Below are 23,486 nucleotides of genomic sequence, written 5' to 3' on the forward strand. Positions count from 1 at the left end.
CACGACGGACAGGCCGTCACGGCAGGTACGCGATACCGAGCTTGGTGATCTGCCACCGCTGGTCCGCCGCACCGGTGTCGGCGGCCAGTTCGGCCACCCGGTTGCCCTGGCCGTCCTGCTGGGCCGAGAGGCCCATCACCTTGGACTGGTCCATCGCGGCGGCCAGTTGGAATCCGCCGGCCGCGGCGGGCTTGAAGATCCAGCGCTGGTTGTCACCGTTGTGGCAGGCCCACTGGACCAACCGGGTGCCCGGTGCGGTGACCGCCCCGGTGGCGTCCAGGCACATCGACCTGTTGCCGCTGAAGTTGAGCGAGAAGCCACCCCCGGCGCGGGAGTTGAGCACGAAGGACTGGTTCAGCCCGCCGGTCGCCCGGTAGCCGATCGCGGCCCGGCCGTTGGTGCTGTCGCCGTACGTACCGCCGCCCGCGAAGTCCAGCACCTGGCCGGTGGCGAGGTTGGTGAGCTGGTACCAGGCGCCCGCCTCCGGCCTGTCCGGGAACGGCTGACCGGGCGTCAGCGGCTGGATCGAGGTGGTGTTCTGCGGGTTGAGCGTGCAGAACGCCTCCTTGAGCTCGGGCTGGCGGTAGAACTGGTTGAGGCAGACCCCCTCGCCCCGGTAGCCGGCCACCCGCAGGTGGTAGGACTGCCGCACCATGTTCATGCAGACGCCCGGGATGCCGATCTCGTGGTCGCAGCCGTTCCTGGTCTTCTCGGACAGGTCGATCACGTCACCGTTGGTGTACTCGTACGGCGAGCTGCTCCAGCCCGCGCAGACCTCGTGACCGTAGGAGACCCGCCGCTGGTCCAGGTACCTGACCCCGGGCACCTGCGCCGCCGCCGTCCGGAGCGCGTCGCTGAGCACCGGGACCACCCAGTTGTGCCCCCAGGCCAGGTCCTCCGGGAAGGCCGGGCAGCCGTCCGCGACCTTGCCGACGTAGTCGTTGCGCCGGATGTCCGGGGTGATCGGGGTGAAGTAGGACTGGTAGACCAGCTGGTACGAGGAGTCGGCGTACCCGGCGGTCCGCATGGTGTTGCGGACGTTGGTGAGGGCCGCGACCACCTTGGGGATCACCCGCTCGGCCCGCTGGGTGATCGCGGCACTGCCGATGGTGTCCCGGCAGCCCTGGTCCTTGGGGATCGGGAAGTACTGGGTCAGACAGCTCATCATGATGCCGCTGAAGTCGAAGTCGTCGTTGGCGCCGATCGTGACGACCACCATCTTGACGTCGTACTCGGCTGCCGTGCGGGCGAGTTGGACGTCCTGCTTGACCTCGCCGAAGTCACCGCTGCCGGAGCCGGTGATCTTCGCCAGCTCCGGGTCGCTGACCAGGTCGCCGGTCTGGGCGCCGGAGCAGGCCAGGTCGATCGGCGTGACGCCGGGCAGGTCGGTGACGAAGATCTCCGACTTCGCGTGCCGGTGACAGTAGTTGGTGGGGGTGTCGGTGCCGGGCACGTACGCGTCATTGGTGTCGGTGCCTGCGCCCTCGCCGGAGATGGCGCTGTCGCCGAGCGCGACGATGGCGGCGGGCTTCACGGTGGCCGTGGGGGCGGCCGAGGCGGTGGGGGTGCCCGCCAGGGTGAGGGCGGCGAGCAGGCCGACGGCGGCCGTCAGGGCGCCACGGCGTTGTCGCCGCGCACCGGGCAGTGCTGTCCTGATCACGCGTGACTCCTTGGGTGGGGGCGGAGTATCGGGCGTGGAACGGTGGGCGCAGAAGATGAGCCCGGCTCACATGCTAGGTACTGACAAGTAACGCAACAAGAGTCAGGACGCGTTCAGGACAAGGGAGTTGACGCGCGCCGGACAGCACGGAACCGCCGCCCCGCGCCTCAGGAGGGGAGGCGGGGAGCGGCGGCTCGGGTACGGCGGAATCGACCGAGAGGCTGTCCGACGGCGGGGCGTCAGACGCTGTTCGGGTACAACTCAGGTGTTACGCGGCTGAATTCAGCCGACGTTCGCGCAGGAGTTGCCGAACGCCGGGTTCAGCGCGCCGATCACGTTGACGCTGTTGCCGCAGAGGTTGACCGGAACGTGCACCGGAACCTGCACGGAGTTGCCGGAGATGACACCCGGGGAGCCAGCGGTGACGCCCTCGGCCCCGGCACTCGCCATCGCGGTGCCCGCACCGGCGGCAACGATGCCGACAACAGCGGCGCCGACAGCGGCGGCCTTCTTGACGCTCATTTGAGTCTCCTCGTAGATCAGTTCTTCCAGTTGCCGTACCAACAGCGGACGAGCAAGGAAGCGCACAGGCGTGCGTCGAGTCCAACGAGGGCCGACCGGCGCGGTTGCGCCGGGACTTCGACTATCACCCGAATGCAGCAACCCGGGCATTTGGGTGATCGCGAAGGCCGCCCGTTTCCCCGTGCGCACTGCGTCGTTCTTACTGGCGAAACCAGCTCCACCCAGTCCACTGATCCACACGCAAGAAATGGGTTCGCACCATGCGCAAGCTCGCCTACGGCACCCTCGGTACCGCCGCCACCGCGGCACTGCTGCTGAGCGGCGCCGCTGCTGCCGCCGCTCACGGCCACGGCCACGGCCACCACAGCAGTGGCGCCTCCGCCGAGGCCGTCACGGCCGGCTCGCCCGGTGTGCTCTCCGGCAACTCCGTGCAGGTCCCGGTGCACGTGCCGATCAACCTCTGCGGCAACACCGTCGACGTGATCGGTCTGCTGAACCCGGCGTTCGGCAACTCCTGCGTCAACGCCTGACTCTGACGGAACGTCAGACCAAAGACTTCCAGGTGGAGTATTTCGACACCCGCCTGGGCGCGCCGCGATTGCGGACAGATCTCGACCGTGCGAGAACTGAACGACGGGGCGCGTGAACGAAGCGGCCGAGCGAGACCGTCCAAGCCACGGGCGCAACAAGGCACTTGGGCCGCTCGATTGAAACACCACACACGGTACCCCCAGAACTCGGGCGACATTTCGAGTCGCCCGCCCAAACGGAGGAATCCCCATGCGCAACATGAAGAAGGCTGCTGTCCTCTCCCTCGCCGCCGCCGGCCTGCTGCTCGGCTCGGCCGGTGCCGCCACCGCCAGCTCCGAGGCCGAGGCCGTCGTGGCGGGCTCCCCGGGCGTGCTCTCGGGCAACAACGTCCAGGTGCCGATCCACATCCCGGTGAACGTCTGCGGCAACACCGTCAACGTCATCGCGCTGCTCAACCCGGCGTTCGGCAACTCCTGCGCCAACGTCGGCTGACTCAGCCCCGGCTGAGCCACGCCTCACCCGGGTGGTGCCCTCGTACGGGGGCACCACCCACCCTCCCTGTGTGATCTAGGAGATCAACCCCCATGCAGAACGTGAAGAAGGCCGCCGCCGTCGGCGCCGCCGTTGTCGGCATCGTCGCGGCCGGCGCGGGCACCGCACTGGCGAGCTCCTCCGCCGAGGGCGTCACCGCCGGTTCCCCCGGCGTCGGCTCCGGCAACTCGATCCAGGTGCCGGTGCACATCCCGGTCAACCTGTGCGGCAACAGCGCCAACCTGGTCGGCCTGCTGAACCCGGCGTTCGGCAACTCCTGCGCCAACGTCGAGGCGCCCCCGGTGGCCGAGGAGGACTGCTGATCACCCGCTGATCGGTAGTACATCCGTACGAAGCCCCTTGGTCCGCCGACCGAGGGGCTTCGGCGTCCGCCCAGGCACCACCCAGGAGTTGCACCCATGACGCTCAGGAAGAACCTGTCCCTCGGCCTGCTCACCGCCGCCGCCCTGCTCGGCGCCCCCACCGCCGCCCAGGCGGTCGACCTGCCCGCTCCGGGCGGCACGTTGCAGCCGGTGGACGCGGGCGCGGGTCTCGGCGCGGTGACCGGCGCGCTCGGCCACGGCGTCAAGCCGGCCAAGACGCTCCGGCTCGACCCGTTCGCCCAGTCCTCGGCCGACGTGCTGAACAACGGCCTCGCGCTCGAACCCGACAACGGCCTCCAGCCGGTCTCCACCGCCCCGCTGACCGCCCCGTTGAGCGGTGGTGGCGGCCCGGAGGACCTGCTGCTGGTCGGCGAGGTCACCGACCTGCTGCCCGGCTGAATCCACGCCCGCCCACAGCGGAGCCCGGCACCACCTGGACCACGGGTGCCGGGCTCTTCCGTACGGTGCGTCAGGCCTGGTCGAGCACCTCACGCATGGTGCCGGTGGTGGTCGAGGTGAGGTCGGTCAGCGAGTCGGTCACCGCGATCTTCTCGTCGCCCTTGCCCAGGCTCGCCTTGGCACCCGGAATCGCCTGCACCGGTGCGGTGATCAGCTGCGGGTCCAGCTCGCCGGCGGTCAGCACGTCGTCGGCGGCCGAGCCGCTGTTGCCCTCGACCCAGGAGAACGGCTGACCGAGGGTCAGACCCGGCCCCTGCGCGTTCAGCGGGGCGGCCGGGGCGTCCAGGGCCAGGTCGCCCAGCTCGGTGCTGTGGTCGGCCGTGGGCAGCGGCAGCGCGGCCTGCAGCCGGGGGCCGACCTTGCCGACCTCGACGCCGGGGACGACCCGGTCCGGGATCAGCTGCGCGCCCGGCTTGGAGTCCGGCACCGGCGGCATCAGCAGCGAGGTCGGCACCCCGCCCGACACCTGGCCGCCCTTCGGCAGCAGCGGCAGGTGCTCGCTGACGGTCTCCAGCGGGATGGTGAACGGGACCTCCTCGGTGCCCCACTCATCCTCGATCGACGCGACCTGACCGGCCGTCACCGGTGCACTGCCGGGTGCGGCCATCGCGGCCGACTGGCCCGCGAGTACGCCGGACCCGACCGCCAGCAGTAGTGCGCCGGTCGCCCGCTTGGAGAGCTTCATGCTGATCACCGTTCTGTCTGTGGAGCTTCGGTAGCAGCCGCTGCGCGGCCGAAAGCAATCTGCCTAAACGAGTAAGCGGGGCTCGGGATAGCACGAGTTAACCGGTACGGCCTAATAATCCGACTGCAGGGCCCGGACTTTGGCGATCCGTCACCGATTTTCCAAGATTCCGCGTAACCTTCGCGCCCGTCATTCTTTGATCTAAATGTCGCAGCCAGGACGGTGTCGGAGGTAATCCCCCCGGACAGGCCGGCAACCGATGTGATTCATCCAGAGAGGTATCTCCACCATGCTCCAGAAGACTTTCGCGGCTGTCGGACTGGCCGCGGCCGCCCTGGCCGCCACCGCCGCTCCGGCCTCCGCGATCGGCAACGCGGACGGCGCGGCAGGCTCCATCCAGGGCAACGGCGGGACCAATGCCACGGGTACCTGGGGCAACCACAGCCCGAACTACCACGTGCTCGACAACCCCAACATCTGCCTGCCCGAGGTGCACAACATCGGCGTCGGCGTTCTCGGTGTCGCGGTGCCGGTCGAGGTCGCGGCGCTGAGCAACCAGCCCAAGCAGACCTGTGTGGTCGGCGAGGGCACGCTCGGCAGCGGTGACGGCGGCGTCTCCCACCTGGTCGGCTGACCTCTCGCCGGCTTGGCCCGCAAGGGCCGACTGATCCACCCTGCTCCATCTCTCCCATCAGATCCGAAAAGGAACAGAACAATGATCAAGAAGGCTCTCGCCGCCGTGGGCGTTGCCACCGCTGGTCTGGCCATGACCGCCGCTCCCGCCATGGCGATCGGTGACTCCGACGGTGCTGCCACCTCCATCTCGGGCAACGGCGGCACCAACGCCACCGGCACCCACGGTGACCACAGCAACAACTTCCACACCCTGGACAACCCGAACGTGTGCCTGCCCGAGGTGCACAACATCGCGGTCGCCGTCATCGGTGTCGCGGTGCCGATCGAGGCGGACGTTCTCAACAACGAGCCGAAGCAGATCTGCAACGTCGGCCAGAACACCCTGGGCAGCGGCGACGGTGGCGTCTCCCACCTGATCGGCTGATCCAGCTCGTACACCGGCCGCCGGGCCCGAGGGGGAGCAACTCCCCTCGGGCCCGGCGGTTTTCTGCTGCTTTCGGGTGGCCTGTCGATCATGCGGCGCGTGCTGCGCGGCGGGCGGCCCGATCTGTGGTCACTTGTAGTCACACTGCTGTCACGCAGAGAGGAACCATCTGATGAAGAGCATCCTGGGCAAGGCCGCGATCACCGCGGTTGCCACCCTGGCCCTGGCCGGCGTCTCGGCCCCCGCCTACGCCCACGTCAGCGCGGGCGGTGGCGCCCAGTTCGCCGCCACCGCCGACGAGCCCTTCCTGGCCAGCGAGGCCTGGGGTCACGCCGAGACCAGCCACATCAAGGCCGGCTTCCACGAGTGGTTCGTGGCGGGCGACGACTGGGCGGCCGGCGGCGTCGGCGGCGGCGCCACGATCGACTGACGTCCGGTCAGCAGGAAGGGGTGTGGGGAACTTGGTCCCCACACCCCTTCCTGACGTCCGCTCAGCGCAGCAGCAGAGCCGCCTCGGTCGCCCAGTAGGTGAGGATCTGCTCGGCGCCGGCCCGGCGGATCGAGGTGAGCGTCTCCAGGATCAGCCGCTCCCGGTCCACCCAGCCGTTCGCGGCGGCGGCCTCGATCATCGAGTACTCGCCCGACACCTGGTAGGCCGCCACCGGCACCGGGGAGGCGTCGGCGATCTGCCGCAGCACGTCCAGGTAGGCCATGGCCGGCTTGACCATCACCAGGTCGGCGCCCTCGGCGACGTCCTGCGCCAGCTCGCGCAGCGACTCGCGGGCGTTCGCCGGGTCCTGCTGATAGGTCTTCCGGTCGCCCTTGAGCGAGGAGCCGACGGCCTCCCGGAACGGGCCGTAGAAGGCGGAGGCGTACTTGGCGGTGTAGGCCAGGATGCCGGTGTCCTGGTACCCGGCCTCGTCCAGCGCCCGCCGGACCACCCCGACCTGACCGTCCATCATCCCGGACGGGCCGACCAGGTGGACCCCGGCCGCGGCCTGCACCAGGGCCATCTCCTTGTACCGCTCCAGGGTGGCGTCGTTGTCCACGCTGCCGTCCTCGGCCAGCACACCGCAGTGCCCGTGGTCGGTGTACTCGTCCAGACACAGGTCGGACATCACCACCAGCTGGTCACCGACCTCGGAGACCACGTCCCGGATCGCCTGCTGCAGGATCCCGTCCGGGTTGGTGCCCTCGCTGCCGATCGCGTCCTGCACCTCGGGGACCCCGAACAGCATGATCCCGCCCAGCCCCGCCTCGGCCGCCTCCACGGCAGCCCGGCGCAGGGTGTCCCTGGTGTGCTGGACCACCCCCGGCATGGACCCGATCGGACGCGGCTCGGTGATCCCCTCCCGCACGAACGCGGGCAGGATCAGCTCGGCCGGATGCAACCTGGTCTCGGCGACCAGCCGCCGCATCGCCGGGGTGGAGCGCAGCCGACGCGGACGAACGTACGGGAACTCAGCGGACACGAGCTTCTCTCTCCTCTGGGAACCACCAGGGGCTCGGGGAACTGCGACGCCGACCTCTGCAAAGGTGATCCGTGCACAGGTGGTCAGGCACTTTCGTACGTGACCCCGGCGCCAGATCTCGTCGCCGTTCCCCGAGCCCCTGGTGGCTGAACTTGTGCGTCAGCGGGCCTTCCGGCGGGAGCCGGGACGGCGCTCGCTGGGGCGGTAGACCGGCTCGCCGGCTGCGGTGGCGGTGTCCCGGCGGCCCGCGCCGAAGTCGGCCAGGGCCTGGGCCAGTGCGGCGGCCGACGGGGCCGGGGCCATCACGTCCACCCGCAGGCCGTGCTCCTCCGCGGTCTTCGCGGTGGCCGGGCCGATGCAGGCGATGATCGTGACGTTGTGCGGCTTGCCCGCGATGCCGACCAGGTTGCGGACGGTCGAGGAGGAGGTGAAGAGCACCGCGTCGAAGCCGCCACCCTTGATCGCCTCCCGGGTCTCGGCCGGCGGCGGCGAGGCGCGTACGGTCCGATAGGCCGTCACGTCGTCCACCTCCCAGCCGAGTTCGACCAGACCGGCCACCAGGGTCTCGGTGGCGATGTCGGCGCGCGGCAGCAGCACCCGGTCGATCGGGTCGAAGACCGGGTCGTACGGCGGCCAGTCCTCCAGCAGACCGGCGGCGGACTGCTCACCGCTGGGCACCAGATCCGGCTTCACGCCGAAGTCGACCAGCGCCTGGGCCGTCGTCTCGCCGACCGCCGCGACCTTGATCCCGGCGAACGCCCGGGCGTCCAGGCCGTACTCCTCGAACTTCTCCCGGACCGCGCGGACCGCGTTCACCGAGGTGAAGGCGATCCACTCGTAACGGCCCGTCACCAGGCCCTTGATCGCCCGCTCCATCTGCTGCGGGGTGCGCGGCGGCTCGACCGCGATGGTCGGCACCTCCTGCGGCACCGCGCCGTACGAGCGCAGCTGGTCGGAGAGGCCGTGCGCCTGCTCCTTGGTCCGCGGGACGAGGACGTTCCAGCCGAACAGCGGCTTGGTCTCGAACCACGAGTGCGAGGAGCGGTGGGCGACCTGCTCGCCCACCACGGCTATCACCGAGGTGGCCGGGTCGACCGGTGCCGAGACCGGCGAGGGCAGCACCCTGGCCGCCTTCAGGTCGGCGGCGATGGTGGTCAGGGTGGCGGTGAAGGTGCGCTGCCGGGTGGTGGTGCCGGACAGCGTGGCCGACAGCGGCGACTCCGGCTTGCGGCCGTTGGCCACCAGCGCGGCGGCGGTGGCGGGCAGCTGGCCCAGCGTGGTGCGGACCACCAGGGTGGTCTCCGGTGCGCCGAGGTCGATCGTCTGACCGGCCAGCAGACCGGCACCGTCCACGAACCGGACGTCCGCCCCGCGGCTGCCGCGCAGCGGCACCCCGGCGTAGGCCGGCACGCCGACCGACTGGGCGACCCCGGGGATCACCTCGAACGGGATCGCGGCCTGGGCGCAGCCGAGCATCTCCTCGGCGGCGCAGCCGTCCAGGCCCGGGTCGCCGTCCACGGTGCGGACCACGTGCTTGCCGGTCCTGACGGCCTCGGCGACCACGGCTGCCACGTCCGGGCAGTCCTCGCCGACGGTGCTGTGCACCACGACCCGCTCCGGGCAGTGGGTGCGCACGGCGGCTGCGGTGAGCGGGTCGGCGATCAGCACGTCGGCGGAGGCCAGCACGTCCACCGCCCGCAGGGTGAGCAGGCCCGGGTCACCGGGGCCCGCACCCAGGAAGGTGCAGCGGCCGGCCTGGACGGCCGGGGTGTGCGCGAGGTTGGCGGCGGCGCTCATCGGGCTCGCTCCCCCATCAGGTTGGCCGCTCCCGCGTCGAGCAGCCGCTCGGCGAGCGCGTGGCCGAGGGCCACCGCCTGCCGCTCGGCGGTCTCGTCGAGGACGAGCGGACCGTTGGCGGTCTTCTTCAGCAGGGTGGCGCCGTCGACGGTGCCGACCACGCCCTCCAGCCGCAGTTCGGTGCCCTGCCAGGTGGCAAGGGCGGCTACCGGTGCGGAGCAGCCGGCCTCGAGCCGGGCCAGCAGGGCGCGCTCGGCGGCCACCGCCACCCGGGTCGGCAGGTGATCCAACTCGCCCAGTGCGACGGCAAGTTCGGGACTCACGCACTCGACGGCCAGGGCGCCCTGGCCGGGCGCGGGGAGCATCAGCTCCGGCTCCAGGTGCTCGGTGATCTCGGCGCTCCGGCCGAGCCGGTTCAGACCGGCGGCGGCCAGCACCACGGCGTCCAGCTCGCCCGAGGTGACGTAGCCGATCCGGGTGTCCACGTTGCCGCGGATCGGGACGGTCTCCAGCTCGACGCCCCGGGCGCTCGCCCAGGCGTTCAACTGGGCCATCCGGCGCGGCGATCCGGTGCCGATCCGGGCGGTGTGCCCGGCCAGCTTCTCGACCAGCTCGGTCAGGCTCAGGCCGTCCCGGGCGATCAGGGCGTCCCTGCTGTCCTCGCGCTCGGGGACGACCGCCAGCAGCAGGCCCTCGGGGGCCGCGGTGGGCAGGTCCTTGAGCGAGTGCACGGCCAGGTCGATCCGGCCCTCCAGCAGCGCGTCGCGCAGCGCGGAGACGAAGACCCCGGTGCCGCCGATCTGTGCCAGCGCCTCCCGGGAGGTGTCGCCGTAGGTGGTGATCTCCACCAGCTCGACGGGGCGCCCGGTGACCCGCTCGACCGTACGGGCGACCATGCCCGACTGGGCCATCGCAAGGGCGCTCCGGCGGGTGCCGAGGCGCAGCGGCTGCGACTGGCCGTCGCTGCTGCTCAGTTGACCATTCATGAGGTGATCGTCCCGGTCATGCTCGTGGGCTGGCTGGTGGTTCATCGGGGGCTTCCCCCCGCGTGGGTGGTGTCGGCCTTGGCCTGCGCACCGATCGGTGTGCGGGAGACAGCCTGCACTGCCGCCGGGTCCAGGTCGAACAGCTCGCGGAGCGCGTCAGCGTATCCGGCCCCGCCGGGCTCGGCCGCGAGCTGCTTCACCCGGACGGTCGGGGCGTGCAGCAGCTTGTCCACCACACGCTTGACGGTCTGTGAGACCTCGGCCCTGGTGCGCTCGTCCAGGTCGGGCAGCCGGGTGTTCAGGCGGCCGAGCTCGCTCAGCACCACCTCGGAGGCCATCTGGCGGAGCGCCACCACGGTGGGCGCGATCCGGGCCGCGCGCTGGGCCGCGCCGAAGGCCTCCACCTCGTCCGCGACGATGCCGACGACGGCGTCCACGTCCCCGGCGCCGGGGGTGGCGGCGTGGGCCTGGGAGAGGCTCTCCAGGTCGACCAGCAGCGCACCGGCGAGGTCGTGGACCGCGTGGTCCACGTCGCGCGGCATGGCCAGGTCGAGGAAGGCCAGCGGGTTCGCCGCAGTCCGTACCGCCACCGCGGCGGCGACGTCCTCGGCGCTGATCACCACACCGGCCGCGCCGGTGCAGGAGATCACCAGGTCCACGTCGGCGAGCGTCTCGCGGACCTTGCCGAAGTCGACCGTACGGGCGCCCAGGTTGGCCGCCAGCCGCTCGGCCCGCTCGGCGGTCCGGTTGGCGATCAGGAGGTCGGCGACCCCGGCGCGGACCAGGGTGGCGGCGGCCAGCGAGCTCATCGAGCCCGCCCCGACCACCAGGGCGCGCTTGCCCGCGATCTCGCCGGCCCCGGCCGCGACCTGCTCCAGGCCGAAGGTGACCAGGGACTGCCCGGCCTTGTCGATGCCGGTCTCGCTGTGCGCCCGCTTGCCGACCCGCAGGGCCTGCTGGAACAGCTCGTTCAGGCCGCGCCCGGCGGTGTGCTCCTCCTGGGCGCGGGCCAGCGCGTCGCGCAGCTGGCCGAGGATCTGGCCCTCGCCGACCACCATCGAGTCCAGCCCGCAGGCCACCGAGAAGAGGTGGTGCACGGCCCGGTCCTCGTAGTGCACGTAGAGGTGCGAGGTGAGCTCCTCCAGGTCCACGCCGCTGTGGTGGGCGAGCAGCAGGGAGAGCTCGGCCACCCCGGCGTGGAACTTGTCCACGTCGGCGTACAGCTCGATCCGGTTGCAGGTGTTGACCAGGGCGGCCTCGCCGACGGCCGGCGAGGCGGCGGTGTCGTGCAGCAGCCGGGTGGGCACCTGGCCGGTGAGCGCGGCGCGTTCCAACAGGCCGACGGGTGCGCTGCGGTGACTCAGACCGACGACGAGAAGACTCATGCCCGCCCCCTGGGGTTCGGGATCTGCTGGCGGCTCACGCGGGCATCACCGCGGAGAGCTCGCCCTCGGTGCCCTTGGCGGGCTTGCCCTTGACCGGCTCGGCCTTGGCGGCACCGGCCGCCCGGCGGAGCTTGGCGGCGGCGGCCCGGACCGGGCCGGGGGCACGGTCGAGCACCGAGTCGTTGTGGCCGGACTCCTCGCCGGCCTTGCGCTGCTCGTGGAAGGCGAGGATCTGGAGCTCTATCGAGAGGTCCACCTTGCGCACGTCCACGCCGTCCGGGACGGTCAGCACGGTCGGGGCGAAGTTCAGGATGCTGGTCACACCGGCGTCGACCAGGCGGTCGCAGACCTGCTGGGCGGCGCCGGGCGGGGTGGTGATGACGCCGATGGAGACGTGCTGGCTCTCCACGATCGCCTCCAACTCGTCCATGTGCCGCACCGGGAGACCGGCGGCGCTGTTGCCGACCACGGTCGGGTCGGCGTCCAGCAGGGCGGCGACCCGGAAACCGCGGGAGGCGAAGCCGCCGTAGTTGGCGAGCGCGTGGCCGAGGTTACCGATTCCGACGATGACCACGGGCCAGTCCTGGGTCAGGCCCAGCTCGCGGGAGATCTGGTAGACCAGGTACTCCACGTCGTAGCCGACGCCACGGGTCCCGTAGGAGCCGAGGTAGGAGAAGTCCTTGCGGAGCTTCGCCGAGTTGACCCCGGCGGCGGTGGCCAGTTCCTCGGATGAGACGGTGGGCACCGAGCGCTCGGAGAGTGCGGTGAGTGCCCTCAGGTAGAGGGGAAGGCGGGCGACAGTCGCCTCCGGGATGCCCCGGGCACGCGAGGGTCGGCGCGCGGCGCCCGGCTCGGGCGTCTGCGAAGTGCTCTGGGTGGATCGGCCGATTGCCACGGTGCTCCTGTGGGTGAAGCTGGGCTTTGGCAGCCAGGCTATGCGTTTGTGAACGTGTGCACAAAGATGGTGTCCGATTTGTCCGGGCACAGTGACGCGCATCACGCTGATGGTCAGACCCTCCGTCGACTGGGGGGCGGGTGAAGGAGCGGCGTTGGGGTGCGTGGCTCGGCGGTGCCGAGGAGGGAGTCCATGCGGAGCATCGGCGACTGACGAGAAGCCGTCGAGGTGCGTGCCCCGGCGACGCGACGCCGCCCCCCAGTCGACGGAGGGTCTGTGGTCGCTCTTGCGACAGTGTGCGCCACTCACCGCTCGGCGCCCATAGCCGTGAGCACCAGGCCTGGCGGCTCGACTCCCTGCGGCCACGGCCCGAACGGGGCCTCCCGGCGGATCAGCGGCACTCCGGCGGCCTCCCGCTGGGACAGCGCCCGGCTCAGCCGGGGCCAGGGCAGCCCGGCCGCCTCGTACAACGGCGGGGACCAGTCCGGGCGCGCCCCGGTGACGTACCGGAGCAGGTCGGCGGTGGCCCGGGCGTCGCCGAGCGCGGTGTGCGCCGGGTACCAGCCGAGCCCGGCCGCCTCGACGCAGGCCGCCAGGCCGTACCCGCCGGCCTCGGCCAGGTGGGCCCGGGCCAGGCGCAGGGTGCAGAGCGTCGGTATCGGCGGCAGCGGCACCCCGATCCGGGCGAACTCGCGCTCCAGGAACGCCTGGTCGCAGCTGACGTGGTGACCGACCAGCACCCGCCCCGCCAGCAGCTCCAGCAGCGTCGGGGCGACCTCGCGGAACCTCGGCGCACCGACCACGTCGGCCTGGCTGATCCGGTGCACATGGGTCGGCCCGACCGGCCCGACCGGGTCGATCAGGGTGGAGAACTCGCCCTCGGCGCGGAGTTGGCCGTCCAGCAGCAGCACGGCGATCTCCACCACCCGGTGCCGCCACGGGCTACGGCCGGTGGCCTCGACGTCCACGACGGCGAAGCCGCCCGAGGCGGGCGGCAGTTGTCGGCCGGGAAGCATGAATGCTCTCCTCCGTCATCCAGCCCCCGACGGACAGAAACGTTTTAGATCGTAAGCCGACCAACTGGCGTTTCCTAAGCCGATCTTCATTTTTGCAGGCAACGATTTGGCGAAGCACCCCCGCCGAACGGAGGGGCTGCCGTGTCGTCAGGCGCCGAGCGCAGCGCGCAGGCGCCGTTCGTCGACCCGCCAGAAATCGTGCTGCTTCCCGTCGATCAGCGTCACCGGAATCTGCTCCCAGTACTTCCGGTACAGCTCCTCGTCCTGGGTGATGTCCCGCTCCTCGAAGGCACTTCCCAGCTCCCCGGTCACCCGCACGATCACCGCCCGGGCATCGTCGCACAGATGGCAGCCGGGCTTCCCGATCAGGGTCACCGTCCGCTCGGCGGGCTTCTTGCTGGTGTCACGTCGCAACAGTGGGGTCACCGCACCATTCTCAACCTTGCGCCTGCGTTCAAGTACCGGTCACGCGGGCTGGCTATGCTCGGGGCCATGGTCGCCCTCAGAAGGCTCTCCCACGTACGGCGCTCCCCGAACGAGCAGTCGGCCCTGGCGGGCGAGGCCGCCGCCGCTGCGGCGGAGGACCACACGCCGACCCCGGACGACCCGCAGGCCGCCGCGTTCTTCGACTGCGACAACACCATCCTGCGCGGTGCGGCGATCTTCTACCTGGGCATCGGCCTGTACCGGCGGAGGTTCTTCTCCCGCCGCGACATGGTCAGGTTCGCCTGGCAGCAGGCGTGGTTCCGGGTGCACGGCGCCGAGGACCCGGCGCACATGGCGGACGCCAAGGACAAGGCGCTCGGCCTGGTGGCGGGCAAGCGGACCACCGAGCTGGAGGAGATCTGCGAGGAGATCTTCGCGGACGTGATCACCCGGAAGATCTGGCCCGGCACCCAGGCGCTGGTGCAGCTGCACCTGGACGCCGGGCAGCGGGTCTGGCTGGTCACCGCGGCCCCGCAGGAGGTGGCCAGGATCATCGCCCGGCAGCTCGGCATGACCGGGGCGCTCGGCACGGTGGCCGAGGCGGTGGACGGGGTCTACACCGGCCGGCTGGTCGGCGGGCTGCTGCACGGCGAGGCGAAGGCGGCGGCGGTCACCGCACTGGCCCGGCGGGAGCGGCTGGAGTTGAGCCGGTGCGCCGCGTTCAGCGACTCGGCCAACGACATCCCGATGCTGGCGCTGGTCGGCCACCCGTACGTGGTGAACCCGGACTCGACGCTGCGGCGGCACGCCCGGGCCAACGGCTGGCGGGTGCGCGACTTCAGGACCGGCCGCAAGGCGGCCAGGATCGGCCTGCCCACCGCGGCCGGCCTGGGAGTCCTCGCCGGTGCGACCGCTGCCGCGGTGGCGATCAGGCGTCGGCAGCGGGCGGCCTGACGGCCGGTCAGCACGGCACCGAAAGCGGCTCACTCTTAAGGGCGAACTCCGCTGCCTGATCCGGGTGCTCCGATCGTGTTCGACCGTGACCGGAACCGATCGTTCGGAGAGTTGGGAAAGTCGGGGGTTGCCGGGGCCGGAACCCGGGAATCGGGCCCCTCACCTCCGGAAACTGTCACCCGGCGCACACGGGCGATCACATTGAGCCGAGCGGCTGATGCCATGTTCGGTCAGTTCCAGCCGCATATGCACGCCAAGCGGATCTCAAACGACCACTTCGGCCACAGGGTGTAGCTGTCATTGCACAAAGCGTTATTCTCTCCTGGATGCACGCCACCCACACGTCCCCGTTGACGAGGGGTCAGTCGGAGTGTGCTCTCCGCGCAGGCGGAGGTGATCCGTCCACAGTTCTGCCTCTGGGAGTCCCGTGTACCCACCCGTCCGGAACGACGCGCCTGCCTCCTCCCGCCCGTCGCCCACCAACCTGCGCCGCGGTACACACCTCGACCGACTCCGGTCCGCGATCCGCGAGTTCGAGCTGTACGTGCCCCAACCGGCGCTGGCCGGTGTCCCGTTGGCGGGCGGGGTAGCACTGCGCTCCTCGACCACCGCCGGCGGCACCGGTACCCGCAGCCGGGTCGGCGCGGGCACCGGGCCCGGCTCCCGGAGCAGGGCCAGAACCACACCCACGCCGGGGCTCGAGTCCGAGCACAACCCGATCATGGAGTTGGTCGAGCGGGCCCAGGCCGGCGAGAGCGAGGCCTTCGGCCGGCTCTACGACCACTACTCGGACACCGTCTACCGGTACATCTACTACCGGGTCGGCGGGCGGGCCACCGCCGAGGACCTGACCAGCGAGACCTTCCTGCGCGCGCTGCGCCGGATCGGCACCTTCACCTGGCAGGGCCGGGACTTCGGCGCCTGGCTGGTGACCATCGCGCGCAACCTGGTGGCGGACCACTTCAAGTCCAGCCGGTTCCGCCTGGAGGTCACCACCGGCGAGATGCTCGACTCCAACGAGTGCGAGCGCAGCCCCGAGGACTCGGTGCTGGAGTCACTCTCCAACGCCGCCCTGCTGGACGCGGTGCGACGGCTCAATCCGCAGCAGCAGGAGTGCGTCACGCTCCGCTTCCTGCAGGGGCTTTCGGTGGCCGAGACGGCCAGGATCATGGGCAAGAACGAGGGTGCGATCAAGACTCTCCAGTACCGCGCGGTCCGCACCCTGGCCCGACTGCTGCCACCCGACGCCCGGTGAGCTCAATAGCTGATGATGCGTCATATCAACTACCTGGCTTCCCCGGGCGGGTGAACGAGCGGTCACATGCTCTGCTTAATGCGGAAGAGGGGCCGTGCGTAACCGACGCCCGGCCCTGCTCGTTGGCCAACCTGCAAGCCCCCGCCGGGCCGTCGGTCAAGCAGGATCGACCACGCTCACCCGATGGAGTGGTTTTGGCCCGCCGAGGCAACCGTCCGGCAGGCCGGGGAGTCCACAACGACGAAGGGAGGTGTGGCCCGTGACGGCAAACATGCTGGAGCACCGGCGGGCGAGGGCCTTCGCCGAGGCGCTGGAGGCCCACCACGTAGAGCCCCACCAAGGGGACCGGAGACCCGGCAGCAGTCGGCCCGGGGGCTCCACCGCGATGGCGGAGCTGCTGACCATGGCGGACGCTCTCGGCGCACTGCCCGAGCCCGAGCTCAGCACCGAGGCCAGGACGCTCCAACGCGCCCAGCTGATGGCCGCGTTCGAGCGCGACTGGACGGGCAGCCCAGCCGCGAAGGTGCCGCAGCAGCGCAGGCACCGGGCGCTCCGGTCCGGGGCGCGACTGCGCTGGGGCCGACGGCTGGCGATCGGCGGCCTGGTGGCCGGCGTCGCGGTCGGCAGCTTCGCCGGTGCGGCTGCCGCCAGCTCCAACGCCCTTCCGGGGGACACCCTCTACGGCATGAAGCGCGGGCTCGAGGACCTCCGGCTGAGCTGGGCCGGCTCCGACTCCGAGGTCGGCGCCCTGCTGCTGGACCAGGCCTCCACCCGGCTGGAGGAGGCCCAGGGCCTGCTCGGCCGGGCGGACACCGGCGCGACGTTGAGCCCGGCCACGGTGGAGCAGGTCCGCCGCGCACTGGACGACATGCACGCCGAGGCGGTCAAGGGCCGGGAGCTGCTCCGCTCGGTCTACCGGAGCAACGGGTCGCTCGACCCGATGCGCCGGCTGGCCGGCTTCGCCGACGGCGAGGACGACCGCTGGGCGGCCGTCAAGGGCCAGCTGCCGACCCAACTCACCGGCCAGGCCAGCAAGGTGAACGAGCTCTTCGACGAGATGACCGAGGACGTCGCCCCGCTCCAGCTGACCCCGTCGGCAGCGAAGGGCAACGCCCCGGCCGCACCCGGCGGCGCTCCGCAGTCCCCCGGCGGTACCGCGGCCTCCCCGGCCACCGGTGCCGGCAGCGCGACCCAGCCGCGTACCGACCCGGGCCGGCCCAACGCCGGTACCGGACCGGGCGCGACCACGCCGAGCAGCAAGGCCAGCCCCGGTCTGCTCGACAAGCTGCTGCCGGGCGTCACCGGTGGCGGTGCGGCCTCCCCGGCCGCCGGTTCGCCCGAGCGGGCGGCCGACGCACCCGCGCCGGCCGCCGAAGACGCCCCGCAGGACCAGCCGCCGACCCAGGAGCTGCGCATTCCGGCGCTGATCCCGGGCCTGCTGCCGGAGATCTCGCTGGGCTGAGTGCACGTCAGTGGGGCCAGGGGCAGCCGCCCCTGGCCCCACTGAGGCATGTCTAGAAGAAGACCGACCGCCGCTGCACCAGCAGCTTGTACAGCGTGTGCTGGATGGTCTCCCTGACCTGGTCGGTGAGGTCGAAGACCAGCATCGGGTCGTCCGCCGCCTCCGGCGGGTAGCTGTCGGTCGGGATCGGCTCGCCGAACTGGATGGTCCACTTGGTCGGCAGCGGGATCGCGCCGAGCGGTCCGAGCCAGGGGAAGGTCGGCGTGATCGGCAGGTACGGCAGCCCGAGCGCGCGGGCCAGCGTCCGGGCGTTGCCGATCATCGGGTAGGTCTCCTCGGCGCCGACGATCGAGCACGGCACGATCGGCACCCCGGCCCGCAGCGCGGAGGCCACGAAGCCACCCCGGCCGAAGCGCTGGAGCTTGTACCGCTCGGCGAACGGCTTGCCGATGCCCTTGAAGCCCTCCGGCCAGACCCCGACCACCTCGCCGCGCTCCAGCAGCGCCGCGGCGTCCTCGCCGCAGGCCAGCGTGTGCCCGGCCTTCCGGGCCAGCTCGCCGACCACCGGCAGCACGAAGACCAGGTCGGCCGCGAGCATCCGCAGGTGCCGCCGCCGGGGATGGTGGTCGTGGATGGCGATCTGGGTCATCAGCGCGTCCAGCGGGATGGTGCCGGAGTGGTTGGCGACGATCAGCACCCCGCCCTCGGCCGGGATGTTCTCGATCCCCCGGACCTCGACCCGGAAGTACTTCTCCGCCAGCGGGCGGAGCATCGAGAGCAGCACCTCCTCGGTGAGCTCGCGGTCGAAGCCGAACTCGTCCACCTCGTAGTCGCCGGTGATCCGCCGCCGCAGGAAGGACAGGCCGTTGGCGGCCCGGCCCTCCCAGCCCTTGCCGAGCGCCCGGGTGGCGGCCGAGCCCAGCGGCCCGGCCAGCGCGCCGCCGACCGCGTCGGCGATCCGGTCCGACAGACCGGGCCCGGTGGGCTCCGGCTGCCAGCTCGGTGCGGACTCGATCGGGATCACCTTCGCCGGCTCGGCGTCCCGCGCAGCGGTCATCTCGGCCTCAGCTCCTCGGAGAGTTCTGACGGGTCAGCAGACCCGCCAGCCGGTCGGCGGCCGCGGCCAGCCGCTCGGGCGGCAGCAGCCCACCGGACTGGGCGGCGGCGAAGTCGGCGAACGCCTCGGGGGTGGTCATGGTCGGCGTCCAGCCGAAGCCCTCGCGCAGCTCGGTGGTGTCCACCACCCGTCCGTGGCTGAGCAGTTGGAGCTGCTCGGGCGATATGTCGGCGAGGCCGGTCCGCCGGGCCAGACCGGCGGCCAGGCCGAGTGCGGGCCCGAGCAGCGGGACGGTGGGACGGCCGAGCCTGCGGGCGCACTGGGAGAGCAGCAGCACGCCGTCCCCGGCCACGTTGTAGGTGCCGGGCCTCGGCTCGGTGGCCGCCAGGTGCAGCAGCGCGACGGCGTCGTCCTCGTGCACGAACTGCAGCCGGGGATCGCGGCCGAGCACGGTGGGCAGCACCGGCAGCGCGAAGTAGTCGCAGAGCGGGGTGTCCCCGGCCGGGCCGACGATGTTGGCGAACCGCAGCACGGTGACCGCCACGTCGGGCCGGCGCCTGGCGAAGCCGCGGACGTACCCCTCGACCTCGGTGGCGTCCTTGCCGAAGCCGCTGCGCGGCAGGGCCTTGGGCGGCATCCGCTCGCCGAACACCGCCGGGTCACGCGGGGCGGAGCCGTACACGGCAGTGGTGGACTTGACGACCAGTCGGCGCAAGCCTGGTGCCTTCTGGCAGGCCCCGAGCAGCTGCATGGTGCCGATGACGTTGGTCTCCTTGGCGGTGGCCCGGCCACCCTGTATCCCGGCACTGACGTCCAGGTGCACCACGGTGTCCACGTCGTACTCGGCGATCACCCGGGCGACGGCGGGGCGGCGCAGGTCGACCCGGACGTACTCGACGCCGTCGGCGGTCATCCCGCCCCACGGCTCCCGGCTGTCCACGCCGACCACCCGGTCGATGCCGGGGCGGCCGGCCAGCCGGGCCGCGAACCTGGCCCCGAGGTGCCGGGCCACGCCGGTGACGAGCACGACCTTGCCCACTGCGCCGCACCCCTCTCGAAAGCCCTGCACGCACCGTATCGCGCCGGGCCTGGATGCGGGCAAACGACAGCGCCCGCCCCGGCCTGAACCGGAACGGGCGCTGTCTGCACACCTGGCGCGCAGGGCGCGGCCGTGGGTGCCTACTTCTTGTTACGACGCTGAACGCGAGTGCGCTTCAGAAGCTTGCGGTGCTTCTTCTTGGCCATACGCTTGCGACGCTTCTTGATGACAGAGCCCACGGAACTACCCTCGCTCACTGAGACTCACGTCCGTGAGAGACGGAGTCCATACGACTGACGGAGGGCCTAGCCTACCCGTCGCTGCGGTTAAGCCGTAATCGTGCTCCGAAGAGGCCCCAGCCCTACGCGCTCTCAAGGCGCACGTAGGACTCCCTGAGGTACTCGTGGACGGCCTGTTCGGGGACTCGGAAGGAGCGGCCGACCCTGATCGCGGGCAGCTCTCCACTGTGTACCAGGCGGTACACCGTCATCTTGGACACCCGCATGACCGAGGCAACCTCTGCCACGGTCAGGAAGACGACCTCCTGCAATGGGCGTTCGCCGGAACTCATGACCCTCACCCGACCCTTACCCGTGTGCAAGGCACCGACTTCCCCTTCGGTGACTCCACCGGCACACGTGTATCCCCAGAGTAGTTAAGGGTGGTACCAGTGGGAAGAGGGAGAAGCTCAGTCCTTGTACGGTGCGAGATCCGCCCGTTGCAGTACGTAGTCGCTCAGCGCTCTGTAGCAGTCCGGGTGCGCACCGTCGTCCACCGGGACGGCCACCTTCACGGTGCCCTCGGCCTCGGCGACGAACGGCGCCACGTCGTTGGAGTCGGCCAGGCCACCGGCCGGGACGCCCAGCCGACCCGCCCCGCAGAGCCAGCCGTGGTCGCCCAGCACCAGGTCGGGCAGTGGTTGCCCGGCCTCGGTGAGCGCGGCCAGCGCCAGCCGGACGGGCTGCGGCGAGTGGGTGTGCAGCAGCTCGCCCGCGGCGTCGGCGGAGCGGACCACCAGGACCGGGCCGACGGCGTCCAGCACGCAGCTCCGCTGCCCGGCCGGGGTGGGCTCGCGGAACCGGGTGCCGCGCGCGGGCGTACGCAGGGCGCAGCCCGAGCGCTCCAGGGCCCGGGCCAGTGCGCCGTGGAAGCCCGCCAGCTTGTTGGGGTGCCCCGTGCCGGCCAGCACGGTGCCCCGGCGGCGGGCGGTGGCCGCCAGCAGCCCGGCGAGGCGCTCCAGGGCGTCCACGGTGCGCTCGGGGTCGATGGTGTCGGGGCCCTGGGCGTAGCTGAAGTCGGGGTGTACGCCGACCCGTTCGGCCATCAGGTCGAGCACCGCGCCGGGGCCCCAGCGGCGCTCCGGGTCCAGGCCCATCAGGGCCGCCGGGTCGGCCTGGCCGAACAGGCGGTAGTGCCGCAGGTTGTTCTGCCGGAGCGTCGGGACGGCCGGTCCTGCCAGCCGGTGCCTGAGCAGGTGCGCGATCAGTTCGGCCCGGGTGAGCCCGGCCCGGCTCACGGCAGCAGTCCGTGGTGCGGGAGGACGGCGCGGCGGGCGGCCAGGATCGCCTGGTCAAGCCGGTCGCCGGGGTCGTAACCGTGGTCGTGGAAGTCCCGCCAGTACGGCTTGGCACCGTCGGTCATCCGGGCCGGGCCTGGCCGGCCGGTCAGCCGCTCGGCCTCGGCCCGCCACTCGGCGGGGAGCTCGGTGGCCGGGTCGATCGGGTGCCCGGCGGCGATGGCCACCAGGTGGGTCCAGGCGGCCGGGACCACGTCCACCACCGCGTACCCGCCGCCGCCGAGCGCCAGCCAGCGGCCGTCCGCGTAGTGGTGGGCCAACTCGTGGATCGCCTCGGCGACCAGCCGCTGGGCGTCCAGACTGACCGCCAGGTGGGCCAACGGGTCGGCCAGGTGGGTGTCGGCGCCGTGCTGACTGACGATCACCTGCGGGCGGAACGCGGAGAGCAGCTCGGGCACCAGGGCGTGGAAGGCACGCAGCCAGCCCGCGTCGCCCGTGCCGGCGGGCAGCGGCAGGTTGGCGGCGGTGCCCGGCGCGTCCGGGCCGCCGGTCTCGGTGGCCCAGCCGGTCTCGTTGGGGAACAGGGTGGCCGGGCTCTCGTGCAGCGAGACGGTGAGCACCCGGGGATCGTTCCAGAACGCCGCCTGCACGCCGTCCCCGTGGTGCACGTCCACGTCCACGTACGCGACCCGCTCGGCGCCGAGCTCCAGCAGCCGGGCGATCGCCAGCGCGGGGTCGTTGTAGACGCAGAAGCCCGCCGCCCGGTCCGGCATCGCGTGGTGCAGCCCGCCGGCGAAGTTGACGGCGTGTCGGACCTCCCCGCCGCGCCAGACCGCCTCCGCCCCGGCCACCGACTGACCGGCGATCAGTGCGGAGGCGGTGTGCTGGGCGGCGAACGCCCAGGTGTCGGCGGTGCCCAGGCCGTGCGCCAGGTCGCTGCGCTCCGGGTCGGCGGCGATCCGGCGGACCGCGTCCAGGTACCCGGCGGTGTGCACCAGCCGCAGCGTCGACTCCCCGGCCGGCGGCGCAGACCGGACGGTCACCCCCGGTGCGGTGGTCAGGCCGAACGCCTCCACCAGCCGCATGGTCAGCGCCAGCCTGGTCGGGTCCATCGGATGCCCCGCCCCGAAGTCGTACGAGGTGACGGCCTCGTCCCAGTACAGGTGCAGGCCGCTGCAGTTCTCGGGCATGGGTCACACGTTATCGGGCGGCGGGCTCCGCCCCGAAGTGGCGGGCCAACGGGAGGATCGCCAGGATCAGCACCATCGGGGCCAGCAGCGCCAGCCGGAACGAGCTCGCCTCGGCGAGTGCGCCGACCAGCGGCGAGCCGAGCAGGAAACCGACGTAGTTGAACAGGTTGAGCCGGGCCACCGCCGCGTCCGACGCCTCCGGGTAGAGCCGGCCGCCGGCGGCGAAGACCTGCGGGATGATCGCGCAGATGCCGAAGCCCAGCACGGTGAACGCGGCCACCCCGGCCCACTCGCCCGGCGCGGCGGCGGCCAGCGCGAAGCCGAGCGCGGCCAGCTGCGCACCGCTGCGCACCACCCGGACCGCGCCCCAACGCTCCACCGCCCGGTCGCCGACCACCCGGCCGAGCAGCATCGCCACCATGTAGCCGAGGTAGGAGAGCTTGGCCAGGTCCTCCGGGCTGCCCAGCACGTCGGTCAGGTACTTGACGCTGTAGTTGGAGACCGAGGCGTCGGCGATGTACGCGAAGGCCATCGCCGCGCACAGCGGCAGCAGCGGACGCCAGGGAATCCGGACGGCTGCGGCGGCGGCCGCCTCCCGTACGGCGTCGCCGAGTTCGGCCGGTCCTGGGAAGCGGGTGCCGGCCACCAGCGCGAGTGGGATCAGCAGAGCGGCCGCGCCGCCGAACAGCACCGGCAGGCCGAGGTCGTAGTGCGAGCCGAGCCCGGCGAGCGCGGCGCCGAGGATGCCGCCGAGGCTGAAGGCGGCGTGGAAGCCGAGCATGATGCTCCGGCCGTACCGGCGCTGGAGGCCGACCCCGAGCATGTTCATACTCGCGTCGAGCGCACCGACCAGCAGGCCGAACAGGCCCAGGGCGATGGCGAGTTCCCACAGTTCGCCGCCCAGCCCGACCAGCGCCAGGCTGACGCACACGGCGGGCTGCACCACCCGCAGCACCACCTTGGCCCCGACCCGCCCGGCCACCGACTCGGAGGCGACCGAACCGACGCCCGCCAGGATCGGCACCGCCGCCAGGAAGACCGGCAGCAGCCCGTCGCTCAGCCCGTACCGGCGCTGGATCTCGGGTATGCAGGTCACCAGCAGCGCGAAGGTGACGCCCTGGAGCACGAAGCTCACCGCCACCGCCGCCCGCGACCGGCGCAACCGCGCGTCCACCTGCTGCTCGGGCATGGCTCGGCCTCGCTCA

At 71.9% G+C, this 23,486-nt stretch carries 27 protein-coding genes; 10 read left to right on the forward strand and 17 right to left on the reverse strand.

The features are described from left to right. Positions 1-16: 16 nt before the first annotated feature. Together ASC99_RS13425 and ASC99_RS13430 are read right to left on the reverse strand one after the other, a co-directional pair. Positions 17-1,660 carry an RICIN domain-containing protein gene (locus tag ASC99_RS13425; RefSeq protein WP_235502487.1) on the reverse strand — a complete coding sequence of 548 codons (1,644 nt, stop codon included), beginning with the start codon at positions 1,658-1,660 and terminating at the stop codon, positions 17-19. Positions 1,661-1,942: 282 nt separating this feature from the next. Next, the gene (locus ASC99_RS13430) at positions 1,943-2,182 is read right to left on the reverse strand and encodes a chaplin (protein ID WP_057231612.1); all 240 of its coding nucleotides are present in this window, start codon (positions 2,180-2,182) and stop codon (positions 1,943-1,945) included. 260 nt (positions 2,183-2,442) lie between these two features. Between ASC99_RS13430 and ASC99_RS13435 the strand changes: the two genes are divergently transcribed. The 4 genes from ASC99_RS13435 (at position 2,443) to ASC99_RS13450 (ending at position 4,026) form a co-directional block, all read left to right on the forward strand. Then, positions 2,443-2,712 carry a chaplin gene (locus ASC99_RS13435; RefSeq protein WP_057231614.1) on the forward strand — a complete coding sequence of 90 codons (270 nt, stop codon included), beginning with the start codon at positions 2,443-2,445 and terminating at the stop codon, positions 2,710-2,712. A 250-nt stretch (positions 2,713-2,962) separates the two neighbouring features. Then, positions 2,963-3,205 (forward strand): chaplin, encoded by a 243-nt coding sequence (locus ASC99_RS13440; protein ID WP_057231616.1) that lies wholly within the window; start codon positions 2,963-2,965, stop codon positions 3,203-3,205. Between the two features lie 92 nt (positions 3,206-3,297). Then, the gene (locus ASC99_RS13445) at positions 3,298-3,567 is read left to right on the forward strand and encodes a chaplin (RefSeq protein WP_057231618.1); all 270 of its coding nucleotides are present in this window, start codon (positions 3,298-3,300) and stop codon (positions 3,565-3,567) included. Between the two features lie 96 nt (positions 3,568-3,663). Further along, positions 3,664-4,026: a hypothetical protein gene (locus tag ASC99_RS13450; RefSeq protein WP_057231620.1), complete on the forward strand. Its 363-nt coding sequence runs from the start codon at positions 3,664-3,666 to the stop codon at positions 4,024-4,026. Between the two features lie 70 nt (positions 4,027-4,096). On the opposite strand, the gene ASC99_RS13455 is transcribed toward ASC99_RS13450, so the two are convergent. Further along, complete coding sequence (locus ASC99_RS13455; RefSeq protein WP_057231622.1) at positions 4,097-4,771, reverse strand: hypothetical protein; 675 nt, start codon at positions 4,769-4,771, stop codon at positions 4,097-4,099. 289 nt (positions 4,772-5,060) lie between these two features. On the opposite strand from ASC99_RS13455, the gene ASC99_RS13460 reads away from it, so the two are divergent. From ASC99_RS13460 to ASC99_RS13470, 3 genes are all read left to right on the forward strand, one after another. Next, positions 5,061-5,405 (forward strand): hypothetical protein, encoded by a 345-nt coding sequence (locus ASC99_RS13460; RefSeq protein WP_057231624.1) that lies wholly within the window; start codon positions 5,061-5,063, stop codon positions 5,403-5,405. 81 nt (positions 5,406-5,486) lie between these two features. Continuing rightward, on the forward strand, positions 5,487-5,831 hold the full coding sequence (locus tag ASC99_RS13465) for a hypothetical protein (protein WP_057231626.1): 345 nt from the start codon (positions 5,487-5,489) through the stop codon (positions 5,829-5,831). Positions 5,832-6,003: 172 nt separating this feature from the next. Beyond that, the gene (locus ASC99_RS13470; protein ID WP_057231628.1) at positions 6,004-6,261 is read left to right on the forward strand and encodes a hypothetical protein; all 258 of its coding nucleotides are present in this window, start codon (positions 6,004-6,006) and stop codon (positions 6,259-6,261) included. Positions 6,262-6,322: 61 nt separating this feature from the next. Here ASC99_RS13470 and hemB read toward each other — a convergent pair whose 3' ends face one another. From hemB to ASC99_RS13505, 7 genes are all read right to left on the reverse strand, one after another. Continuing rightward, positions 6,323-7,303: a porphobilinogen synthase gene (gene hemB, locus ASC99_RS13475; RefSeq protein ID WP_057231630.1), complete on the reverse strand. Its 981-nt coding sequence runs from the start codon at positions 7,301-7,303 to the stop codon at positions 6,323-6,325. 159 nt (positions 7,304-7,462) lie between these two features. After that, positions 7,463-9,100 (reverse strand): bifunctional uroporphyrinogen-III C-methyltransferase/uroporphyrinogen-III synthase, encoded by a 1,638-nt coding sequence (locus ASC99_RS13480; protein ID WP_057231632.1) that lies wholly within the window; start codon positions 9,098-9,100, stop codon positions 7,463-7,465. Further along, positions 9,097-10,086, reverse strand: a complete 990-nt coding sequence (gene hemC, locus ASC99_RS13485; protein ID WP_057232140.1) for a hydroxymethylbilane synthase — start codon at positions 10,084-10,086, stop codon at positions 9,097-9,099. The genes ASC99_RS13480 and hemC overlap by 4 nt, the downstream gene beginning before the upstream one ends. Positions 10,087-10,127: 41 nt before the next feature. Further along, positions 10,128-11,471 (reverse strand): glutamyl-tRNA reductase, encoded by a 1,344-nt coding sequence (locus ASC99_RS13490; RefSeq protein WP_057231634.1) that lies wholly within the window; start codon positions 11,469-11,471, stop codon positions 10,128-10,130. Positions 11,472-11,505: 34 nt separating this feature from the next. Next, entirely contained in the window at positions 11,506-12,366 is an 861-nt protein-coding gene (locus ASC99_RS13495) for a redox-sensing transcriptional repressor Rex (RefSeq protein ID WP_235502488.1), read from the reverse strand. A gap of 305 nt (positions 12,367-12,671) precedes the next feature. Further along, positions 12,672-13,382, reverse strand: a complete 711-nt coding sequence (locus tag ASC99_RS13500) for a 3'-5' exonuclease (protein WP_057231636.1) — start codon at positions 13,380-13,382, stop codon at positions 12,672-12,674. Positions 13,383-13,529: 147 nt separating this feature from the next. Beyond that, positions 13,530-13,808, reverse strand: coding sequence for a glutaredoxin family protein (locus ASC99_RS13505; RefSeq protein ID WP_057231638.1), 279 nt, complete (start codon positions 13,806-13,808; stop codon positions 13,530-13,532). 66 nt (positions 13,809-13,874) lie between these two features. On the opposite strand from ASC99_RS13505, the gene ASC99_RS13510 reads away from it, so the two are divergent. The 3 genes from ASC99_RS13510 to ASC99_RS13520 all read left to right on the forward strand — a co-directional run bounded on the left by ASC99_RS13510 (position 13,875) and on the right by ASC99_RS13520 (position 17,479). Further along, the gene (locus ASC99_RS13510) at positions 13,875-14,762 is read left to right on the forward strand and encodes an HAD family phosphatase (protein ID WP_057232149.1); all 888 of its coding nucleotides are present in this window, start codon (positions 13,875-13,877) and stop codon (positions 14,760-14,762) included. 427 nt (positions 14,763-15,189) lie between these two features. Beyond that, positions 15,190-16,017 (forward strand): ECF subfamily RNA polymerase sigma factor, BldN family, encoded by an 828-nt coding sequence (locus tag ASC99_RS13515; protein ID WP_235502489.1) that lies wholly within the window; start codon positions 15,190-15,192, stop codon positions 16,015-16,017. Positions 16,018-16,276: 259 nt separating this feature from the next. Beyond that, the gene (locus tag ASC99_RS13520; RefSeq protein WP_057231640.1) at positions 16,277-17,479 is read left to right on the forward strand and encodes a DUF5667 domain-containing protein; all 1,203 of its coding nucleotides are present in this window, start codon (positions 16,277-16,279) and stop codon (positions 17,477-17,479) included. A 52-nt stretch (positions 17,480-17,531) separates the two neighbouring features. Here the strand turns inward: ASC99_RS13520 and ASC99_RS13525 are convergent, their stop codons facing one another. The 7 genes from ASC99_RS13525 to ASC99_RS13550 form a co-directional block, all read right to left on the reverse strand. After that, entirely contained in the window at positions 17,532-18,536 is a 1,005-nt protein-coding gene (locus ASC99_RS13525; RefSeq protein WP_057231642.1) for a lysophospholipid acyltransferase family protein, read from the reverse strand. A gap of 7 nt (positions 18,537-18,543) precedes the next feature. Continuing rightward, positions 18,544-19,575, reverse strand: a complete 1,032-nt coding sequence (locus tag ASC99_RS13530) for an NAD-dependent epimerase/dehydratase family protein (RefSeq protein ID WP_057231643.1) — start codon at positions 19,573-19,575, stop codon at positions 18,544-18,546. Between the two features lie 140 nt (positions 19,576-19,715). Beyond that, complete coding sequence (locus tag ASC99_RS37125; protein WP_003948845.1) at positions 19,716-19,814, reverse strand: 30S ribosomal protein bS22; 99 nt, start codon at positions 19,812-19,814, stop codon at positions 19,716-19,718. Positions 19,815-19,936: 122 nt separating this feature from the next. Then, positions 19,937-20,146 (reverse strand): helix-turn-helix domain-containing protein, encoded by a 210-nt coding sequence (locus tag ASC99_RS13535; RefSeq protein ID WP_057231645.1) that lies wholly within the window; start codon positions 20,144-20,146, stop codon positions 19,937-19,939. A gap of 117 nt (positions 20,147-20,263) precedes the next feature. Then, entirely contained in the window at positions 20,264-21,091 is an 828-nt protein-coding gene (locus ASC99_RS13540) for a phosphatase (RefSeq protein ID WP_057231647.1), read from the reverse strand. Next, a complete protein-coding gene (locus ASC99_RS13545; RefSeq protein ID WP_057231649.1) occupies positions 21,088-22,281 on the reverse strand; it encodes an acetoin utilization protein AcuC in 1,194 nt (397 codons plus the stop codon). The genes ASC99_RS13540 and ASC99_RS13545 overlap by 4 nt, the downstream gene beginning before the upstream one ends. 10 nt (positions 22,282-22,291) lie before the next feature. Further along, positions 22,292-23,470 carry an MFS transporter gene (locus ASC99_RS13550; RefSeq protein ID WP_200948327.1) on the reverse strand — a complete coding sequence of 393 codons (1,179 nt, stop codon included), beginning with the start codon at positions 23,468-23,470 and terminating at the stop codon, positions 22,292-22,294. Positions 23,471-23,486: the final 16 nt, after the last annotated feature.

This window comes from Kitasatospora sp. Root107 (assembly GCF_001424875.1).
In the GTDB taxonomy this organism is placed as follows: Bacteria; Actinomycetota; Actinomycetes; order Streptomycetales; family Streptomycetaceae; genus Kitasatospora.

Excerpts from the sequence above, each read along its gene's own strand:
- ASC99_RS13430 (WP_057231612.1), bottom strand. The coding sequence starts at position 2,182 with ATGAGCGTCAAGAAGGCCGCCGCTGTCGGCGCCGCTGTTGTCGGCATC.
- ASC99_RS13435 (WP_057231614.1), top strand. The coding sequence starts at position 2,443 with ATGCGCAAGCTCGCCTACGGCACCCTCGGTACCGCCGCCACCGCGGCA.
- ASC99_RS13440 (WP_057231616.1), top strand. The coding sequence starts at position 2,963 with ATGCGCAACATGAAGAAGGCTGCTGTCCTCTCCCTCGCCGCCGCCGGC.
- ASC99_RS13445 (WP_057231618.1), top strand. The coding sequence starts at position 3,298 with ATGCAGAACGTGAAGAAGGCCGCCGCCGTCGGCGCCGCCGTTGTCGGC.
- ASC99_RS13450 (WP_057231620.1), top strand. The coding sequence starts at position 3,664 with ATGACGCTCAGGAAGAACCTGTCCCTCGGCCTGCTCACCGCCGCCGCC.
- ASC99_RS13455 (WP_057231622.1), bottom strand. The coding sequence starts at position 4,771 with ATGAAGCTCTCCAAGCGGGCGACCGGCGCACTACTGCTGGCGGTCGGG.
- ASC99_RS13460 (WP_057231624.1), top strand. The coding sequence starts at position 5,061 with ATGCTCCAGAAGACTTTCGCGGCTGTCGGACTGGCCGCGGCCGCCCTG.
- ASC99_RS13465 (WP_057231626.1), top strand. The coding sequence starts at position 5,487 with ATGATCAAGAAGGCTCTCGCCGCCGTGGGCGTTGCCACCGCTGGTCTG.
- ASC99_RS13470 (WP_057231628.1), top strand. The coding sequence starts at position 6,004 with ATGAAGAGCATCCTGGGCAAGGCCGCGATCACCGCGGTTGCCACCCTG.
- ASC99_RS13480 (WP_057231632.1), bottom strand. The coding sequence starts at position 9,100 with ATGAGCGCCGCCGCCAACCTCGCGCACACCCCGGCCGTCCAGGCCGGC.
- hemC (WP_057232140.1), bottom strand. The coding sequence starts at position 10,086 with ATGAATGGTCAACTGAGCAGCAGCGACGGCCAGTCGCAGCCGCTGCGC.
- ASC99_RS13490 (WP_057231634.1), bottom strand. The coding sequence starts at position 11,471 with ATGAGTCTTCTCGTCGTCGGTCTGAGTCACCGCAGCGCACCCGTCGGC.
- ASC99_RS13500 (WP_057231636.1), bottom strand. The coding sequence starts at position 13,382 with ATGCTTCCCGGCCGACAACTGCCGCCCGCCTCGGGCGGCTTCGCCGTC.
- ASC99_RS13510 (WP_057232149.1), top strand. The coding sequence starts at position 13,875 with ATGGTCGCCCTCAGAAGGCTCTCCCACGTACGGCGCTCCCCGAACGAG.
- ASC99_RS13525 (WP_057231642.1), bottom strand. The coding sequence starts at position 18,536 with ATGACCGCTGCGCGGGACGCCGAGCCGGCGAAGGTGATCCCGATCGAG.
- ASC99_RS13535 (WP_057231645.1), bottom strand. The coding sequence starts at position 20,146 with ATGAGTTCCGGCGAACGCCCATTGCAGGAGGTCGTCTTCCTGACCGTG.
- ASC99_RS13545 (WP_057231649.1), bottom strand. The coding sequence starts at position 22,281 with ATGCCCGAGAACTGCAGCGGCCTGCACCTGTACTGGGACGAGGCCGTC.
- ASC99_RS13550 (WP_200948327.1), bottom strand. The coding sequence starts at position 23,470 with ATGCCCGAGCAGCAGGTGGACGCGCGGTTGCGCCGGTCGCGGGCGGCG.